Annotated in this window: 22 protein-coding genes; 11 read left to right on the top strand and 11 right to left on the bottom strand. The window is 55.5% G+C overall.

The genetic code is table 11. The features are described 5' to 3' along the window. Positions 1 to 8 precede the first annotated feature (8 nt). The 5 genes from ACN0YR_RS11840 to ACN0YR_RS11860 all read right to left on the bottom strand — a co-directional run bounded on the left by ACN0YR_RS11840 (position 9) and on the right by ACN0YR_RS11860 (position 4,216). Positions 9 to 626: a DUF952 domain-containing protein gene (locus ACN0YR_RS11840; RefSeq protein WP_417849433.1), complete on the bottom strand. Its 618-nt coding sequence runs from the start codon at positions 624 to 626 to the stop codon at positions 9 to 11. Then, positions 626 to 1,672: a ferritin-like domain-containing protein gene (locus ACN0YR_RS11845; protein WP_417849434.1), complete on the bottom strand. Its 1,047-nt coding sequence runs from the start codon at positions 1,670 to 1,672 to the stop codon at positions 626 to 628. The genes ACN0YR_RS11840 and ACN0YR_RS11845 overlap by 1 nt, the downstream gene beginning before the upstream one ends. Beyond that, positions 1,669 to 3,255 carry a GMC oxidoreductase gene (locus ACN0YR_RS11850; protein ID WP_417849435.1) on the bottom strand — a complete coding sequence of 529 codons (1,587 nt, stop codon included), beginning with the start codon at positions 3,253 to 3,255 and terminating at the stop codon, positions 1,669 to 1,671. The genes ACN0YR_RS11845 and ACN0YR_RS11850 overlap by 4 nt, the downstream gene beginning before the upstream one ends. After that, positions 3,255 to 3,701, bottom strand: coding sequence for a hypothetical protein (locus ACN0YR_RS11855; RefSeq protein ID WP_417849436.1), 447 nt, complete (start codon positions 3,699 to 3,701; stop codon positions 3,255 to 3,257). Before ACN0YR_RS11855 ends, ACN0YR_RS11850 begins: the two co-directional genes overlap by 1 nt. A gap of 272 nt (positions 3,702 to 3,973) precedes the next feature. Then, positions 3,974 to 4,216: a hypothetical protein gene (locus tag ACN0YR_RS11860; RefSeq protein WP_417849437.1), complete on the bottom strand. Its 243-nt coding sequence runs from the start codon at positions 4,214 to 4,216 to the stop codon at positions 3,974 to 3,976. A 502-nt stretch (positions 4,217 to 4,718) separates the two neighbouring features. On the opposite strand from ACN0YR_RS11860, the gene ACN0YR_RS11865 reads away from it, so the two are divergent. Continuing rightward, complete coding sequence (locus ACN0YR_RS11865) at positions 4,719 to 5,348, top strand: type IV toxin-antitoxin system AbiEi family antitoxin domain-containing protein (RefSeq protein WP_417849438.1); 630 nt, start codon at positions 4,719 to 4,721, stop codon at positions 5,346 to 5,348. Next, positions 5,345 to 6,268, top strand: a complete 924-nt coding sequence (locus tag ACN0YR_RS11870; protein ID WP_417849439.1) for a nucleotidyl transferase AbiEii/AbiGii toxin family protein — start codon at positions 5,345 to 5,347, stop codon at positions 6,266 to 6,268. The genes ACN0YR_RS11865 and ACN0YR_RS11870 overlap by 4 nt, the downstream gene beginning before the upstream one ends. 1 nt (position 6,269) lies before the next feature. Here ACN0YR_RS11870 and ACN0YR_RS11875 read toward each other — a convergent pair whose 3' ends face one another. The 5 genes from ACN0YR_RS11875 to ACN0YR_RS11895 all read right to left on the bottom strand — a co-directional run bounded on the left by ACN0YR_RS11875 (position 6,270) and on the right by ACN0YR_RS11895 (position 11,008). After that, complete coding sequence (locus ACN0YR_RS11875; protein ID WP_417849440.1) at positions 6,270 to 7,595, bottom strand: recombinase family protein; 1,326 nt, start codon at positions 7,593 to 7,595, stop codon at positions 6,270 to 6,272. Between the two features lie 12 nt (positions 7,596 to 7,607). After that, entirely contained in the window at positions 7,608 to 8,828 is a 1,221-nt protein-coding gene (locus tag ACN0YR_RS11880) for a hypothetical protein (RefSeq protein ID WP_417849441.1), read from the bottom strand. A 156-nt stretch (positions 8,829 to 8,984) separates the two neighbouring features. After that, positions 8,985 to 9,563 (bottom strand): hypothetical protein, encoded by a 579-nt coding sequence (locus tag ACN0YR_RS11885; protein ID WP_417849442.1) that lies wholly within the window; start codon positions 9,561 to 9,563, stop codon positions 8,985 to 8,987. Further along, on the bottom strand, positions 9,560 to 9,823 hold the full coding sequence (locus tag ACN0YR_RS11890; RefSeq protein ID WP_417849443.1) for a hypothetical protein: 264 nt from the start codon (positions 9,821 to 9,823) through the stop codon (positions 9,560 to 9,562). The genes ACN0YR_RS11885 and ACN0YR_RS11890 overlap by 4 nt, the downstream gene beginning before the upstream one ends. A gap of 945 nt (positions 9,824 to 10,768) precedes the next feature. Further along, positions 10,769 to 11,008 (bottom strand): hypothetical protein, encoded by a 240-nt coding sequence (locus ACN0YR_RS11895; RefSeq protein WP_417849445.1) that lies wholly within the window; start codon positions 11,006 to 11,008, stop codon positions 10,769 to 10,771. A 203-nt stretch (positions 11,009 to 11,211) separates the two neighbouring features. Here ACN0YR_RS11895 and ACN0YR_RS11900 point away from each other — a divergent pair, with 203 nt between their 5' ends. The 4 genes from ACN0YR_RS11900 to ACN0YR_RS11915 are packed head-to-tail and all read left to right on the top strand — an operon-like array spanning position 11,212 to position 13,627. Further along, a complete protein-coding gene (locus tag ACN0YR_RS11900) occupies positions 11,212 to 11,580 on the top strand; it encodes a DUF1257 domain-containing protein (RefSeq protein ID WP_417849446.1) in 369 nt (122 codons plus the stop codon). Then, positions 11,577 to 11,780, top strand: a complete 204-nt coding sequence (locus ACN0YR_RS11905; protein WP_417849447.1) for a DUF2997 domain-containing protein — start codon at positions 11,577 to 11,579, stop codon at positions 11,778 to 11,780. The genes ACN0YR_RS11900 and ACN0YR_RS11905 overlap by 4 nt, the downstream gene beginning before the upstream one ends. A gap of 48 nt (positions 11,781 to 11,828) precedes the next feature. Further along, positions 11,829 to 13,310 (top strand): AAA family ATPase, encoded by a 1,482-nt coding sequence (locus ACN0YR_RS11910; RefSeq protein WP_417849448.1) that lies wholly within the window; start codon positions 11,829 to 11,831, stop codon positions 13,308 to 13,310. Between the two features lie 41 nt (positions 13,311 to 13,351). Then, positions 13,352 to 13,627 carry a hypothetical protein gene (locus tag ACN0YR_RS11915; protein WP_417849449.1) on the top strand — a complete coding sequence of 92 codons (276 nt, stop codon included), beginning with the start codon at positions 13,352 to 13,354 and terminating at the stop codon, positions 13,625 to 13,627. On the opposite strand, the gene ACN0YR_RS11920 is transcribed toward ACN0YR_RS11915, so the two are convergent. Then, entirely contained in the window at positions 13,613 to 13,837 is a 225-nt protein-coding gene (locus tag ACN0YR_RS11920; protein ID WP_417849450.1) for a hypothetical protein, read from the bottom strand. The two genes, ACN0YR_RS11915 and ACN0YR_RS11920, sit on opposite strands and share 15 nt — an antisense overlap. A gap of 19 nt (positions 13,838 to 13,856) precedes the next feature. Between ACN0YR_RS11920 and ACN0YR_RS11925 the strand changes: the two genes are divergently transcribed. The 5 genes from ACN0YR_RS11925 (at position 13,857) to ACN0YR_RS11945 (ending at position 16,174) form a co-directional block, all read left to right on the top strand. Continuing rightward, positions 13,857 to 14,882 (top strand): hypothetical protein, encoded by a 1,026-nt coding sequence (locus ACN0YR_RS11925; protein WP_417849451.1) that lies wholly within the window; start codon positions 13,857 to 13,859, stop codon positions 14,880 to 14,882. Between the two features lie 10 nt (positions 14,883 to 14,892). After that, positions 14,893 to 15,138, top strand: a complete 246-nt coding sequence (locus ACN0YR_RS11930) for a hypothetical protein (RefSeq protein WP_417849452.1) — start codon at positions 14,893 to 14,895, stop codon at positions 15,136 to 15,138. A gap of 122 nt (positions 15,139 to 15,260) precedes the next feature. Next, positions 15,261 to 15,482, top strand: coding sequence for a hypothetical protein (locus ACN0YR_RS11935; RefSeq protein WP_417849453.1), 222 nt, complete (start codon positions 15,261 to 15,263; stop codon positions 15,480 to 15,482). A gap of 53 nt (positions 15,483 to 15,535) precedes the next feature. Continuing rightward, on the top strand, positions 15,536 to 15,826 hold the full coding sequence (locus ACN0YR_RS11940) for a hypothetical protein (RefSeq protein WP_417849454.1): 291 nt from the start codon (positions 15,536 to 15,538) through the stop codon (positions 15,824 to 15,826). A gap of 39 nt (positions 15,827 to 15,865) precedes the next feature. Further along, positions 15,866 to 16,174 (top strand): hypothetical protein, encoded by a 309-nt coding sequence (locus ACN0YR_RS11945; RefSeq protein WP_417849455.1) that lies wholly within the window; start codon positions 15,866 to 15,868, stop codon positions 16,172 to 16,174. Positions 16,175 to 16,251: the final 77 nt, after the last annotated feature.

Below are 16,251 nucleotides of genomic sequence, written 5' to 3' on the forward strand. Positions count from 1 at the left end.
GTTGCATTTCAAACGTCGACTTGGTATTCGCCTTCATCGTTCTTGAAGAAGGTGATGGTTTGTTCGGCGGCGTCCATGTTGAGTTTGCCGTAGATGTGTGGATACAGTCCTCCGGTGGCTGGTTCCCATTTGACGGGTGCGGTGACGCGACTCTTGCGGACGACAGCGACGTGGACGGTGTCGTTGTCGCGGTAGTATTTGTTGGCGATTCGGGTGAGTTGGTTCGCGGGCGAGGCGTGGATGAATTTTTCGGTCGCCAGCGATTCTGGAGCGTAGGTGCCGGTGCGTGTTGATTCGCGAAGCGTTTCGGGCGACATGAGGACGTAGATGAACGGGTGGCCGCCGTCGGCATACATGCGGCGGAATATCTCGGTGACTCGCTGTTGTTCTTTTCCGCCGTAAACGTGCAGGACTTGGAACTCGCCTTTGATTTCGATGGGAGTTCGCGATTGATTGATGACTTGGATTTCGGCCAGCGCGGTCCAATCGGATTGCGTTAGCCAGATCGGGATGTCGTCGAAGAATACCCGACTGCCTTGTTTGCGAAACGCACGGGTTTCGCCCACGATTAAGTCTGCGTATTCATCGCTGCGCAGGATGGAGTTGATTTCGACGTGGAAGCCCATCAGTCGGTCTCCTCATCGACAAAGCGGAAACACGGACCGTAGTTGAACGGTTGATCGTGGATCGGGACTTGCATGATCTCGATGGCCAATCGCGGCAGGTCGGCCATCATGGATGCGATGGCTTGGTTGAGTGCGGTGTGGCTGCCGGTCGACCATGCCAAACCTAGTTGCTTGAGCATGCGGGTGTAGGCAAGATCGAACTGGATCATTTTGTCCCACGTTTCGGCGGGAACGTCGTCTTGCTGATAGCCGCCGAGCGGGATTTCGGCGACGGGCCAACAGTCGGGTATGTGGACTTCCGGACCTTGATGAACCCAGCGTCCATCGTCGGCTTGGATCAGCTTGCGACCGACGGCGACTTCTTTGAAGCGATAGTAGTGGGCCAACTCATCGGTCTCGTCGTCCTTGACGGATTCGGACGTGCCTTCGCCTTGGTCCTTGATGAGGTCGATGGCTGCTTCGACGTCTTCGATGGAACCGATGTTCTTGGGAATGTACTTGCCGTGGGGCAGTTGCGATTCGCCGAAGTAGGCTTCGATTTGCCCTTCACGATTGAACTCGGGATCAACGTTCTCGAAGACGAGCTTGATTTTGTCGTAGAATTCGCCGATCCGAACAAAGGTTTCTGTTTTGCGGACGGTTTCGAGGTGAGCGATATCGGTTTCGGGTTCTTCGATCTTCATGAACACGCCGAGGGCTTGCTTTGACAAACCCTGTAGCGAAACGGTCAGCAGTGGCTTTACGCCGCCGGGCATCGGAGACGGATACCGGGGAACGGCTTTCGCATCGAAAATGCGGGGAGTGCCACCGATGGACGCCAGCATGTTGCAGGCGAGTGACATGTGCAGCATTTCTTCGGCCAGGACTTCGCGAATAGCGACGGCGACGGGATCGCGATGATCCTTCACCGACCATCCCGCCATCAGGTACGGCGGGATGGTGAAGAATTCAAGCTCGATGGCGGATTGCAACGCGTCCTTGATCCACTGGCGGTCGCAGTCGTCTATGTTGGTTTGGGCAAGCTTCGTGATGCGGTTGTCGCTCATGCTGCGTCTCCGTCGTGAATCAGTTTGTCGGCAAGACGCAACGAGAGTGCGGATAGCGTGAGCGTCGGGTTGACGGCGGCACCGCTGGGGAAGACGGCGTTGGAACAGACCCACAAGTTCTCGACATCGTGGACTCGCAGGTCGCGGTCGACGACGCTGGTTGTGGGACTATCGCCCATGCGACAGGTGCTTGCGGAATGGTCACCACGTTGGGTTCGTACGGCGGCTTTGGTGATCTTGGCACCGGTCTCGCGCACGATGCGCTGCATGATCTCTAGCCGTGTTGCGGCACGGTCGGTGAAGTCGGACTCGCGTGAAAAGTCGACTTTCGTTTGTGGCAGACCGATTCGATTAGTGTTTGTGCCGATGCTGATGCGGTTGTCGTAGATCGAGAACTCTTCCATGAATCCTTGCAGTTCGATTTCCATCGGCCCCATGGATGCGCGCTCGATCTGGGCTCGCGTTTTTCCCGCGATCATCATTCCGGCGAGATCGACTTTGGGACGACTGCGGTCTTTGAAAAGGAATAGCTTACCGTAGGCTTGTTGCTCGGGCGTGTCGAAGTGACGCGACATTAACGTCGGGAAGTCAAGTTCCTGGTTCCAGCGGTTGGCGTTCGATGGTAGTTCGGCTCGGACGTGCAAGAACGGATGCGAGATAAGAAAGCGTCCGACGAGGTCTCGATCATTGCCGATTCCGTGAGGCCATTTTTTTGCGATGGATCGCTGAAGGAGCTTCGGTGATTCGTAGGCTCCCGAGGCGACGATGAAGTGGTTTCCTTCGATCGTGATGGGATTGCCGGATTCGGTGGAGAGAATTTCGGCGCCGTGAACGCGGTCTTTCGTGTCGGCGAGGAGTCGCTCGCACGGCGATTGATCGAAGTATCGAAAGTTTGCGTATAGAGGATTCGATTCGATTTCGTCTAGCAGATAGGCGGCCGTGAATCTGGCTCCGAACGGACAATAGCGACAAGTGCCGGTGGTCATGCACTTGCGAAACCGTGCCATGGGCATGTGACCGTAGCCGATGTCTAGACGCTCCATGGCGTGAATCAGCGGACGGTCGGCTTCGACAAACGGGAACGGATCGAGTGGGTAGTCGCTTTTTCGCGGCGGTACAACGTTGCCAACGGAGTCGCTGGCCTGACCCGAGACGCCAAGCAGGCGCTCGGCTTTGTCGTAATAGGATTCAATATCTCGATAAGCGATCGGCCAATCGGCACCGCGCCCGGTGCGAGAGCAGGTCTCGAAGTCTTCTTCTTTGAAACGCAATGCCCAACCGCCCCAGTGAACGGTGGAGCCTCCGCGACCCATCAGCCGCGATTCGCGAAACGTCCATGGTTCTTTGCCGACGGATTGGTTCTCGGATTCGATTGGTAGATCGTGGTAGTCATCGTATGGGTTCGCGCCCGTGGAAACGAAGTCCCACCATTTGCGACGATCTTTGAGCGGAACTCGCTTGCCGGCTTCGACGACAGCAACAGATGCGTTGGGATTTGCCTCAAGCAATCGCTTGGCAACGATCGCGCCAGCAACGCCGGAGCCGATAATAACGTAGTCATATTCGAAGCGTTTGTTTGCCATCACGCGTCCTCGTACGTTCGATAAGGACGCTGAGATCTAAATCTTGAACCGGAAACAAAACCGGTGTAATTCTTTCCGCCAAAGCTGCGGAATCCTCCGGAACTGACATAAACACGAATGAATTCGTCGATTACGGAGCGTTTGAGATCGACCAAACCAGGATCTGATTGGCGATGAAGTTCCCCATCCACCAGCAAGTATTGATAGAGACCATCACCGTGGGAGGCACGCAACTCCGCGAGCAACTCACAGGCAGCGACGTACCGCTCAAGATAGGAAGGGGATTCGGCAACTTTCAGCTCGATAAATTCACGCCAGCGACTTGTCATGTCTTCCGTCCGACAAGCTTCGCTTCCCCAAGTCGAATGGATTGCTTCAAACAATCGCCACAATTCGGCAATTGACTGTGGTGTCAAGTTGTCGTGAAGTGAATCTTGCTTGCTCATCTCGGCCCCTCGATATTGCCCACAGCACCCCCGAAATGCGGCTGTGCAACGGATACACTGCCCCCCGATTAGATGAATATTGTTATTTGTACGACAAAAAAAGTTTACCCGCAAGCAACTACTGAATAGCCCATGCATTTCTGTGGAATGTTGAAGACGATGTCGTTCCCCCCAAAAGGTTCAGCCACGCTCCTGCTGAACGGATTCGATCACACAACAGCCTCTGTCGCCGGGCCGTACCCCTCCCGGCTCCACGAATGCTGTTCCAGCTTTCATTGGCGGATTACTTCGGCCAGACTTTCGCCATAAGTGAGTGCGATGAACTTGAGTCGAACCTCGTTCTCGGTAAGATCGGGATGACGTCTCTTGATGGCTGCGAATGCCATTCGGCGAATCTGTCCAGACCAGGAACACATCCGCTGAATCCGTTCCTGAGGTGTCATCTGCCGCAGACAGTCGAGCTGAACTGCCAGGGCTTCCTCGGTGGTATCGGAAATGTCAGCGGGAATTGCCATCGTACTCCGTCGGGTTATGAACCTTCATTTCGGCACCCCGTTTGAGATAACCGTGTTAACCAACGGGTACCCGTTCATCAGAGAGTCCGAGAGTTTGAACGAATTATTCCGGGGTGCGTTGGCAACAGTCATGTTTGTTCACGGACCCCGTTTGTCTCTTTCGAAACAGTGAGAGGTTCTTGGTTGGTGGCGAAGTCGTAAATCCTTGTGCCACAACGTCGTATACGCGAAACGCCCGGAACCCGAAAGTCGGGGTCCGGGCGTTCACTTGTGGGTATTTCATTTCGGAAAATGAAAAAGGCTCAAAATCCTTCTGACTCAGGCGGAACTGACCGATTAACAGTTTAACAAGGCGTGTTCCGTAAGTTGCGAATCCACAAAGGGTTGGACAAAGAGCAACGACGAGTCGAGAAGTCAGGGTGACAACGACCGAACTTGCGGAATCCTGGTGTGTGGATAAAATCACCAGCACAAACACGATTCTGCTGGTATACTTGTCCGTATGGCAAAACCGAAAAACGATCCCAAGGAACGAAGAACGATCGCTGCGGCGCTGGAGGCGTTTCGTGCGGCCGGTGGGCTGCTGCGCACGCGCGACGCTCTGAAAGCCGGGATTCATCCCCGAACACTTTACGAACTGCGAGATGAAGGGCGGATCGAGCAGATGAGCCGCGGACTGTTTCGGCTGGCTGACGCGCCGCCACTGGGCGAGCCGGACCTCGTCACGGTTGCGATCAAGGTTCCGGACGGAGTGCTGTGCCTGATCTCGGCGCTCGCCTGGCATAAGCTGACTACGCAGATCCCCCATGAAATCTATGTGGCAATTCCCCGCAACGCGGAGCCGCCTCGGATCGACTACCCACCCGTACGGCACTTCTGGTTCAGCGGCGATGCGTATTCTACAGGGATCGAGGTTCACACCGTCGATGACGTTAAGATCAATGTCTACAGTCGCGAAAAGACGCTGGCGGACTGTTTCAAATACCGGAACCGGATTGGTCTCGACACCGTCCTGGAAGCGCTGAAAGCCTACCGACAGTCGGGGGCGGTGAATGTGGAAAGTCTGATGCATTTCGCAGGCATCTGCCGCGTCAAACGTGTGATGACCCCGTATCTGGAGGCGGTGCTGTGACGGACCACCCCATCCGTAACGTCGCTGCCTCGGTTCGCCAGCGGCTGATGAACGCGGCAAAAGCTAGTGGACGCCCGTTCCAGGAAGTCCTGCAGTATTTTGCGATGGAACGGTTTCTCTATCGCCTCTCGCAATCCCCTCACAGCGATCGATTCATTCTGAAGGGCGCGTTGATGTTTAACGTCTGGGGGGCACCTGCTTCGCGCCCGACGAGAGACATCGATCTGCTGGCCCACCTGAACAACGATGTCGCTGCCATCGTGCCGGTGATTCGTGACATCTGCCAACAGGATGTTGAGCCGGACGGTCTGACGTTCGAAGTGGACAGTCTGACGGGCGAAGTCATCAAGGAGGAGGCTGACTATTCCGGGGTTCGCGTGACGTTTCTTGGGTTCCTGCAGAATGCTCGCATCGCGATGCAGATCGATATCGGGTTCGGCGACGTCGTCGAACCGGCCGCCGATCTGACCGACTATCCGACGATCTTGGAACTGGCTGGGCCGCGACTGCGAGCCTACCCCAGAGAGACGGTGGTCGCGGAGAAGTACGAAGCGATGGTCAAACTCGGTCAACTGAACAGCCGGATGAAGGACTTCTTTGATCTCTGGATGCTCTCACGGAAATTCGCATTTGACGGTCCATTGCTGACCACGGCTGTGTCCCGTACGTTCGCCAATCGGCAAACGGCGCTGAATTCGAATCCAGTCGCGTTTACGCCGGAGTTCGCTGGTGATTCCGTGAAGCAGACTCAATGGCGTGGCTTTCTGCGAAAGTCAAAACTTGAGATCGCGCCAGCTGATCTGGCTGAGACCATCACATCAATTCGCGAATTCCTGGTCCCGCTGACTGAGGCGCTCGTCGCAGGCCAGCCATTCGACATGAAATGGGAACCTCCCGGTCCGTGGAGCGAAAGACGTTAACTCATAGACGTGTGGCCTGCACGAATTCTTCAACGGCCTCCGAGTTCAGCGTGACTGAGATCGTCGATTGCTCTGAATCAAAGACGACTTCCTGAACCAGTTGAGGAATCAGCTTCCCCTGTTCATTCAGGGACAATTGTTGCCAGATCGCAGCGAGCTGCTCGTACTGCTTCGCCGACTCATCGTCGAGTCCGGCCAGTGATTCAGAGGAATTCAATTCTCCAATGGTCGTGATCGCAAACGTTTCGATCTCATAGGCCGGGAGCGAGACTCCTTTGCAGGCGGGTTGGCCGCCAGCATCGGAGCGACAGCGGTAGTAGCGGTATCTCAGCTGCTTGTACCCGGAAATGCTGGGGCTGAGCGGACGACCACACTGGCCGCAACGGAGAATGCCGCGCAGCGGCCATTCGACCACCGTCGACTGCTTCTTGCGTGAACTGGTACGGCGGGACGCGATGATCTCCCGGACCGTGTCGAACAACTCCTGTTCGATCAATGGCTCATGTCGGCCTTGGCGAGTCGTGTCGCCATCTCGAATCTTCCCGGCATAGACCGGGTTGGAGAGGACGGCCAGAACCTGCCGGGCGGTCCAGCGATTGCCGCCAGTGACTCGACCACTCTTTGAAGTGCGTTCCTTTGTCCGCCAACCGTGGTCGTTTGCGAACGTTGCGATCTCTGTCGGTTTCTTGCCTTCTGCCGCCATCGCGAACATCTGCCGCACGCGTTGTGCTTCAGTTTCGGCGAGGAGCAATTGTTTGGTGACGGGATCAGAATCGTAACCGTAGGGAACGACACCGGCGACACGACGACCGCGTTGCTTGAGTGCTGCACGAGCGTCGGCCAGTCGGTCCCGCGTCATCTGCTGTTCGAACTCGGCAAACGACGCCATTAGGTTCAGCAGCAGAGCATCATTGGCAGAGGTGCCAAGTTCGGGTTGCTTGATAATCGTGAGCGGAACCTTCAGGTTGTGCAGATCCTGAAGGAGGCGAGTGCAGTCTTCAATCCGACGCGACAGCCGGTCGAGCCGCAGAACGACGACTCGCTGAACCTTACCCTCGCGAATGTGCTGGAACAGCTTCTTCAGCCCGGGACGATCGAGCGTTTCCGAGGAACTGGCCATGTCATCATACCGCTGACCGTTGTAGACCCAGCCTTCCGGATGGCGGGCTTTCACAAATGCCCGGCAGGCATCGGACTGGGACTCGCAGGAACTGTACTCATCTTTCGATTCGCGGGACTGACGCGTATAGACACCGCACATGTGGAACTTTCGAACCCACTCCGCAAGCTGTTCTCGCCGACTTGTGTCATCATCTGAGTCAAACACGATCCGCCTCGTCTACCAACTCCGCATGCTCAGTTCTTTCAGCCAGCGTTCCTTCGTCTGTTCGTCCACGGAATAACACGGTAGAGGCTTACTTTCGTGCAGAGGGTCCATCGATGCCACGCAACGTTCTGCCCACGCCAGCCATTGGCCCACTTCGCTGTTCTTATCCACAGAACCATGCCGACGAACTGCCTCGGCTCGAACCGCCTCCACGTACTGCTTCAGTTCATGGGCGCGGTACCAAGCTGCAGCGTTGGCTTCGAATTCCTTTGCTCGGGCCTCCGCCTCACGGCGATGAACCTCAGCTTTGTGCCGCTGCTGTCGCTCTTCCTGTCGCTTCCGCTCCCGCTCTTCTTGCTCTCTCCTCGCTTCCTTTTTGTCATCAGCCGCCTGGATCAATCCTGCGATAAAACGATTCAGGAGAGTTTCCAGCGACTGCTTCTTGCCATCACCCCATCGTCGGCGGCTTCCTGTTCCACCCGATGATTCACCGATCACCAGGGCCAGTTTGCCGGAAGGGGAATAGTCGTACTCAGGCCTTCGTGAAGACAGCCATGTGTATTGCTCGCGCCGCCGTTTCTCTGCCGCCGAGAGTTCGCGTGCCCTCTTGTCGAGGGTTTCCTCGAGTCGGAAACCGATGGTCTCGGTCAGGACTTCGACGTGAGTCAACCCGCTCTTCTTATCTGCGACCGCCAGAGGAAACCCACGCGACTCCAAGGCTTTAACGAGTGCATCCAGAATGAGGCTCGCCCGATCGATCGATTGCGGTCCCACGGTGACCGCCAGACAGCCTTTGGCCCTCGGGGTCACCAATCCTTTTGCATCGGCCTTCGCTGCCCGAAGACTACGGTCGGTTTTCTCGACCAGGGGATGAGGTGAGTGCAGTGTTGTGGGGACAACAATCTGGTGCTCACTTTGCCTTTCCACCTGAATGAGCACTTCGACTTCACTCAGCGGCCGGTCGGGCTCAGCCGGTTTTTTGGTGAGCGAAATGGTGGTCGGCTGCTCTTCATCCAGTTCCGGCAATGGAGTTCGTTCGACCCGATGCCCGAATTGGAGCTTCTGCCAATAGCCAACCGGTGGCGTGGGGATTTGCAGCTTTCGGCAGATCTTCGTCAGGCCGACATCAGACAGTCCATACGAAGGCGCCAGATGGCGCATCGGGTTGGTCCAGACCGCCTCGTACAACTGCTCGCGTGTGAAACTTTCTGGACCAGTTTCTGTTTCCGACATGGCCGCCTCACCAAAATAGACTCATCTCATCATTCCATCCTATGAGCATCTCATTTGAAAGGTCAAATTACAAAGCCGCAGCCGGAAACAGGGGCGTGTGACGTCCCATCTGGGGAGACAAGCAGGGAGCCCAAGTGTCGGACAGGGGCGATCTCCTCAGACCTCGGACAGGAATTGTTCAAGCAGATCCTGAACGCCAACTGAATGGGCAGACTCTTTCAGGTACTCAACATCCGCAGCATTACCGAGCAGTTTCAGCAGCCGGGTAACGTCGTCCGACTGGCGGTCAGACGTTTCGTTTGACTTCCGGTACCTCTCCAGCTTCAAGATGATGGTGTCCTCTGCAGTGGCCACATGGATTTCGAGCGAGTGGCTGTCGCCGAGGCTTTCAATTGTGGCACGGTCCATGACGGACTGGTCAAACGATCGCTGACGACTGACAAAGACGTCGACTTTAAAAGACGTGGGCAGATGGATCAGATTGAAACAAGATGACCGTCGAATCGCATCCCGAATAGCAGGTTCGCTGAGATAGAAATCGTTATCGAAGCAACTGAGAAACTCGGGGATCATTGGCTCTGTCATTTCGGCGACGACGTCGACATCCATCGTGGACCGAGCAGCTCCATGAAAAGAACTGGCGACGCTCCCACCGACATAATGGCGGATGCCGAGTTTTTGAAAAGCGGCAGTAACCGGAGCAAGGGCAGCTACAAGATCGTCGAGATCATTCACTCGTCCCGCTCCTCCTGCCATTGGCGGATTTCGTCGGCCAGTCTTTCCCCATAAGTCAGTGCAATGAACTTGAGTCGCACGTCGTTCTCGGTAAGATCGGGATGACGCCTTTTGATGGCAGCGAATGCCATTCTACGAATTTTTCCAGACCAGGCACACATCCGCTGAATCCGTTCCTGAGGTGTCATCTGGCGCAGACAGTCGAGCTGAACTGCCAGGGCTTCCTCGGTTGTATCGGAAATGTCAGCAGGAATGGCCATCGTACTCCGTCGAGGTATGAACCTTCATTTCGGCACCCCGTTTGAGATAACCGTGTTAACCAACAAGCATCTGTTTATCAGAGAGTCCGAGAGTTTCGTTGAGAATCTACGGGGTGCGTTGGCAATAGCCATGTTTGTTCACGGACCCCGTTTTTCTCTTTCGAAACAGTGAGAGGTTCTTGGTTGGTGGCGAAGTCGTAAATCCTTGTGCCACAACATCGTATACGCGAAACGCCCGGAACCCGAAAGTCGGGGTCCGGGCGTTCACTTGTGGGTGTTTCATTTCGGAAAATGAAAAAGGCTCCCCGACAAGGACTCGAACCTCAAACCTACGGATTAACGGTTGAACATGGAATCAAGGTATTGGGGTGTTTCTCTGAAGAGAACGATTGGCAAACCTTGATTACAGTTTCTTTCACAAATACTGAGTGGGAAGAGAGTTGCGCCATCCAGGTTTTTTGAGTTCCTTGATCAGGATTACCAAGAACTTCAAATTGCTTGTTTTTCCCACCCGACAGGATGCGATGACGAATCTCGAAACACATCTCCATGTTAGTGAAAGCTCGTCCTTCGCTGCCGAGCGCCGCGTCTTCTGACCGATGTCTCACCCTCCCTAAACTGAGAGCAAAAACGCGGCAGGTAAGATGAGGCCCGTGACATAGCTATCAGAAGGAGCTTCTCTGTGATTCATCAGCCCTGTAACGACCGGAATTGGTCGGTCGTTGCAGGGCTTGCTTCGTTTCGAGGCCGATGGTCGGTTCCTTATTCAGTGTTCTGAAATATGGAGGTTCAACTACATGCCGCACATTGTTTTGATTCTCAACCGGAAGTGAGTGATCCTCTCTGCAATCACTCATTGTGTGATTGACTCAGCCTGCCGGAGCCGGTTTTCGGTAGAACCAGGTCGAAGCTCAGCGACCGATTGGGCAGTGCGGTGACCGTCATTCATTTCGGCTTCACGGATCGCTCAAATTCTTGCCGATCGAGGACAGTGTTTTCCAGACTTTTGATCTCGACGGTCATTTTCCCGCCGCGCTCGACAGTCAGTAGAAGGTAACTGTCCTCACCGGCAAGGAACTTTGAGTTTGGATCGGGGTACTGATTTCCCCGACCATTTAAGGCTGTGTTGTAATATGGGAATCCATCGACCTCGGCACGCTCGGCGTAGTCACCAAACCCTGTCATGCAGCAAGTCCCTCCACTACCTAAACTGAGGCCAAAAACGTGGCAGGTAAGATGAGACCCGTAGCATAACTATCAGAACGCGCTTCTCTGAGCTCTTTATGCCTCGTGTAGACCGGAACAATCCGGTCCACATGGGGCTTTCTTTGTTTTGGGGCCGGTGGTCGGTTCCTTTTTCTTTAACCACTCAATGGAGGTTCAACACCATGTCGCACATTGTTTCGATTCAAACAGAAGTCCGTGATCCGGTCGCCATTCGCTCGGTGTGTGATCGACTGAAGCTGCCGGAGCCTGTCTTCGGTGAAGTGAAGTTGTTCAGCAGTTCGGCGACTGGTTGGGCGGTGCGGTTGCCGGAGTGGCGGTTTCCGGTGGTGGCGGACGTCAACACCGGGACACTCGCCTTCGACAACTACAACGGTCGCTGGGGTGAGCAACAACAGCTCGATCGCTTCCTTCAAGGGTATGCGGTTGAGAAAGCAACCATCGAAGCCCGCAAGCAGGGCCATTCCGTGATCGAGCAGTCACTGGAAGATGGCTCGATCAAGCTGACCGTCAACGTCGGAGGTGCTGCATGAGCAGTTTCGGAAAAACCATCGAAATCACCGTCCTGCCTAACGGTCAGACGAACGTCGAAACGAAAGGCTTCGTCGGTGCTGAGTGTCGTCAGGCCAGCCAATTCATTGAGAAGGCACTCGGTCAGCAGACGGACGAAGTCCTCAAGGCAGAGTTTCATCAGACCGCCTCATCACAAGATCAAATCCAACAGAGCGAATAGTTCACCGCTTCCTTTTCTATTCCACAACCTAAAAACAGGAGTCCGTTCATGACATTGATCGAACGGCTTGGGGAGTACGTCCGTGCGTGCTTCACTGGCATCTGGATTGAGAGCCACGAGCACCAGGATGCGCTCGTGGCCATCGCACAACTCTGTCATCAGGAAGAGTGGCAGCTGGCCACCTGGGACATTGAACAGGGATTGAAGGTCCCGGGTGCCGAGATTGAATCGACCGGCAGTGATCCACTGGCGGCCATTCGAGCCGTCAACTCGTTGGCCACGCCGGATGGGACCGCCGTTCTCGTCCTCCAAAATTTTCACCGGTTCCTGCAATCGGCGGAGATTGTTCAGGCGATTGCCCAGCAGATCATTACAGGCAAGCAGAACCGCACGATTCTCGTCGTGCTGGCTCCCGTGGTGCAACTTCCGATCGAACTCGAAAAACTGTTCGTGGTCATCGAGCATGAACTCCCCGATCGCGAACAACTGACAGAAATTGCACGGGGGATCGCCACCGAAGATTCCGAACTTCCCGACGGACCAGAGCTGGAAACGGTTCTCGATGCCGCCGCCGGTCTGACGCGCATGGAAGCCGAAAACGCCTTCAGCCTGTCACTGGTTCGCCATGGTCGCGTGACGCCGGATGCGGTCTGGGAACTGAAAACGCAGACACTGAAGAAATCGGGTTCACTCGCACTGCATCGTGGTCGGGAAGATTTCAGCAGTCTCGGCGGGATGACAGCCTTGAAGTCGTTCTGCAAACGGGCCCTGCTGCATCCCAGCCGTGGCAATCACTTGAAGCGGCCGCGTGGCGTGCTGTTGCTCTCTCCACCGGGGTGCGGCAAATCGCAGTTCTGCAAAACACTCGGTCACGAAGTTGGCAGACCGGTACTGACTTTGGATGTCGGCAGCTTAATGGGATCGCTCGTTGGTCAAAGCGAGGAACGCACACGGCAGGCGTTGCGAGTGATCGACGCCATGGCTCCCTGCGTACTCATGATCGACGAAGTCGAGAAGGCGTTTGCGGGGGTCAATGGCAGCGGCGACTCGGGAGTGTCGTCCCGCATGTTCGGAACGTTTCTGAGCTGGCTCAACGATCACACCTCCGATGTCTTCGTGGTCTGCACAGCCAACGACGTCTCAAAACTCCCACCGGAGTTCGGACGCAGCGAACGGTTCGATGGAATCTTCTTCCTTGACCTTCCAGGGGGAGAAGAGAAAGCTGCGATCTGGAACATTTACCGGACAATGTTCCAGATTGATCCAGACCAGCGTGTGCCAAACGACGCCGACTGGACCGGTGCGGAGATTAAAGCCTGTTGCCGGTTGTCGGCACTGCTCGATGTGCCGCTGATTCAAGCAGCACAGAACGTGGTGCCGGTGGCGGTGACAGCTGCAGAGTCGGTCGAGCGCCTGCGAACCTGGGCCAGCGGTCGCTGCCTGTCCGCCAATGAGCCGGGTCTGTATCGCAGCGAAGCCAGGTCTTCGAAATCACGTCGACGTGTCAGTCGTGATCTCTCCAACAACTGACCTGGCGTGCCAGGTTGTTTCAATCTACTGAAAGGTTTTCTATGTCCGAGCAGGAGAAGTATTGGTATCAGGATGGTTGGAACCTCCTGACGATCGTAGCGGTGTTGATTCCGATTGGAGTTTGGGCCAATCAGTACTGGCAGCAGCAGAAGGAGCTGCAAAAGCCTGTAGCGATGGCGCTGAGTACAGGCTACCTGGAGCAGCCGTTCAACGGCGATCCTGTCTTACACCTGAAGTTCTGGCACGTTCATCGGGGCAACCTGAAGCAGGGACGGCTGACGGTCTTGGCAGGCTCTCCGGAGTCACCGAAAGACTAACACTTTCGCATCCACGCGTTCGACACCTGGGAACCGAACGTCGACCACGCTGTGACCTGGCAAGTGCCACTGCCCGGTTATCAACTCGATCAGCCTGTTCCGGTTCGTGTTCGTCTCGAAGCCGAGAACGCTCGCCCGTACGCAGACACCCGAGTGTGGCTCGGGACGGATTGGGTCAAAGAGGAGTCCGCTCTTTCCAAGTGAGTCCATTTCCGACTTCACTCCAACGATGTCACGCCGCTCAGTCTTCACAGACTGGACGGCGTTTTTTCATTTCACCAACCAATTCAAGGAGAACTCTGTGAGTACTGTGCTGGAAAACAACAACGACACTCAGAATGTTCAAACTCAACTGGCGGCTCGACGGATGCGGGCCAGCATGGCAGCCATCAAAGTCGTGTTCACCTGGCTGGGCACCACCAAGACCCTGTCAACCGATCAGAAGACCGTCGCGGCAGATGTTTTTGGAGCGGATGAAGCCTCCATCAGTGCCTCCAAACGGTTGCTGGATCCCAAGCACCCAGCCTTGGCGGCCGTCACCAAGATCAAGGGACGTGTCACCAAGTTCTGGAAGGACAACAGTCTGCCCTTTCCAGAAGGGGGTATCCGCCTGATCCGTCACGATCAGATCAGCGAATTCGACGACACACTGAACGGTTTTCGTGAAGAACTCGATGCTGCGGTGATGGAACTGGAACAGCACTATGACGAGATGCGTTCAGCGGCTCGTGAGCGGCTGGGTTCTTTGTTTAACGCCAGCGATTACCCGACGACATTGATCGGTGCGTTTGGCATTGAACACTGCTTTCCCGCTGTCGAGGCTCCTGAATATCTGCGACAGTTGAACCCGGAAGTCTATCAGCAGGAGTGCGACCGGGTGCAGGTGCGGTTCACCGCAGCAGTGGAACAGGCCGAACAGATGTTCTTTGAACAGCTTTCCGGTCTGGTGGATCACCTGGTCGAGCGGATGTCCGGGACCGATGATGGCAAGCCGAAGACATTTCGTGACACCACGGTGGAGAACCTGAACGAGTTCTTCGCCCGGTTCCGCCAGTTGAACATCGGCGGCAACGCGGATCTCGAAGAACTCGTGGAACGTGCTGAGTCGATCGTCAGTGGCGTACAGCCACAGCAGTTGCGTGACAACGCTTCACTGCGGCAGCACCTTGCGACGCAAATGTCGACCGTCCAGGCCAGTCTTGATGGTCTGCTCGTGGATCGCCCCCGCCGCAATATTCAACGTCGGCCTCGATAAGGAGGGTGCCGTGCAACTGCTTATTCAACAGAACGGCAACTGTCGCTGCGTGTATTCTGAGACCATCGACATTCAGCAACTCGGATCGGCAGACATTCAGCGTGGCTCGCATGTTGAGCCGACAGCAGACGGAGAATGGACTGCCGATCTCTCCCCCGTGAACGGTCCTGTGCTGGGGCCGTTCAAAAACCGCAGCGAAGCGCTCGACGCCGAAGTTGCGTGGTTACTTGCCAACTGGTTGACGCCAGCCGAGTGACAACAACCTGATCTTTCGCTTCGCATCGTGCGGGGCGGTTGTGTTTCTTCACGACCGCTCCGTGATGGAGTGGTCGTGTTCATATTTCACAGTATTTATTCCAAAACTCTATGGAGATCACGATGACCCAAAATGAAATCGACTCTGCGGTGGCATTCGCGACGGGTGAGTGCCTCTGCGAAGTTCAACGACGTGGCTTCAGTATTGCCGATCCAGTTGACGTGCACTTTGATCCTGAACCGGATGACCTGCCACCGTGCACCATCGACTGGGATGAAGTTGATCTGCAACGGAATGTCGCGGTGGTAGAACAACCGGTACGGGCGAACAGACGCCTGGTCTGAACCTTTGCTTTTACTTCAAATTCCTGAACAACTTGAGCGGGAGTTCCTCATTAATGTCTGAACCAAAGCGTTCCGCTCACAACTTGTTTTCGCACGGTCAGATCATGTGTCCCCCGCATGCTCTGGAAACAATTTCTTTCGATGAAATCCAACAAGCGTTGACCCGTCACTTCAGCGGTGATTGGGGTGACTGTGACCCCGCAGATGCAGCGGCGAATGATCTCGCAGTCGTTGAAGGAACACGACTGTTCTCAGTCTACCACGACGCCCATGGCCAGAAGTTCTGGATCATTACTGAAGCGGATCGGTCCGCAACAACGGTGTTGCGGCCGGCAGATTACTAATTACGACAACTTGCAAATTCAAACACAGAAAGACCACACATGAAAATTCTCTTGATCAACAATGACGGTGCTGGCTTCGCGGATCAAATTGAGATCGCGCACGGCACGACTCTCGGCCAATTGTTCCAAGACCGAGTTCCACACGGGAGGCCGCAGGACTACCTGATTCGCGTCAACCGACAGCCCGCCACCGCAGACGATGTGTTGCAGGAGGGCGACCGCGTTTCAATGACACCCACAAAAATTGAAGGAGCGATTCATCTTCCCAATCGCGATTTCTCGACCACGAAAGGAAATTTATGGGAGCGCGACAACGCCTCAACAGCTTGTACTTCATCGGAGTCCTGATCATCGCAGCCAGTATTGGCGGGGCTGCCAATTCGTGGACAGTGTTCTGTCTCGTCGCTGGAGTGCTGATCGCGGCA

The organism is Thalassoglobus sp., from assembly GCF_048270125.1.
Lineage (GTDB): Bacteria > Planctomycetota > Planctomycetia > Planctomycetales > Planctomycetaceae > Thalassoglobus.

Bases quoted from the DNA above. Each gene is read 5' to 3' on its own strand.
- ACN0YR_RS11840 (WP_417849433.1), bottom strand. From the start codon at position 626: ATGGGCTTCCACGTCGAAATCAACTCCATCCTGCGCAGCGATGAATAC.
- ACN0YR_RS11845 (WP_417849434.1), bottom strand. From the start codon at position 1,672: ATGAGCGACAACCGCATCACGAAGCTTGCCCAAACCAACATAGACGAC.
- ACN0YR_RS11850 (WP_417849435.1), bottom strand. From the start codon at position 3,255: ATGGCAAACAAACGCTTCGAATATGACTACGTTATTATCGGCTCCGGC.
- ACN0YR_RS11855 (WP_417849436.1), bottom strand. From the start codon at position 3,701: ATGAGCAAGCAAGATTCACTTCACGACAACTTGACACCACAGTCAATT.
- ACN0YR_RS11860 (WP_417849437.1), bottom strand. From the start codon at position 4,216: ATGGCAATTCCCGCTGACATTTCCGATACCACCGAGGAAGCCCTGGCA.
- ACN0YR_RS11865 (WP_417849438.1), top strand. From the start codon at position 4,719: ATGGCAAAACCGAAAAACGATCCCAAGGAACGAAGAACGATCGCTGCG.
- ACN0YR_RS11880 (WP_417849441.1), bottom strand. From the start codon at position 8,828: ATGTCGGAAACAGAAACTGGTCCAGAAAGTTTCACACGCGAGCAGTTG.
- ACN0YR_RS11890 (WP_417849443.1), bottom strand. From the start codon at position 9,823: ATGGCCATTCCTGCTGACATTTCCGATACAACCGAGGAAGCCCTGGCA.
- ACN0YR_RS11895 (WP_417849445.1), bottom strand. From the start codon at position 11,008: ATGACAGGGTTTGGTGACTACGCCGAGCGTGCCGAGGTCGATGGATTC.
- ACN0YR_RS11900 (WP_417849446.1), top strand. From the start codon at position 11,212: ATGTCGCACATTGTTTCGATTCAAACAGAAGTCCGTGATCCGGTCGCC.
- ACN0YR_RS11905 (WP_417849447.1), top strand. From the start codon at position 11,577: ATGAGCAGTTTCGGAAAAACCATCGAAATCACCGTCCTGCCTAACGGT.
- ACN0YR_RS11910 (WP_417849448.1), top strand. From the start codon at position 11,829: ATGACATTGATCGAACGGCTTGGGGAGTACGTCCGTGCGTGCTTCACT.
- ACN0YR_RS11915 (WP_417849449.1), top strand. From the start codon at position 13,352: ATGTCCGAGCAGGAGAAGTATTGGTATCAGGATGGTTGGAACCTCCTG.
- ACN0YR_RS11920 (WP_417849450.1), bottom strand. From the start codon at position 13,837: ATGGACTCACTTGGAAAGAGCGGACTCCTCTTTGACCCAATCCGTCCC.
- ACN0YR_RS11925 (WP_417849451.1), top strand. From the start codon at position 13,857: ATGTCACGCCGCTCAGTCTTCACAGACTGGACGGCGTTTTTTCATTTC.
- ACN0YR_RS11935 (WP_417849453.1), top strand. From the start codon at position 15,261: ATGACCCAAAATGAAATCGACTCTGCGGTGGCATTCGCGACGGGTGAG.
- ACN0YR_RS11940 (WP_417849454.1), top strand. From the start codon at position 15,536: ATGTCTGAACCAAAGCGTTCCGCTCACAACTTGTTTTCGCACGGTCAG.
- ACN0YR_RS11945 (WP_417849455.1), top strand. From the start codon at position 15,866: ATGAAAATTCTCTTGATCAACAATGACGGTGCTGGCTTCGCGGATCAA.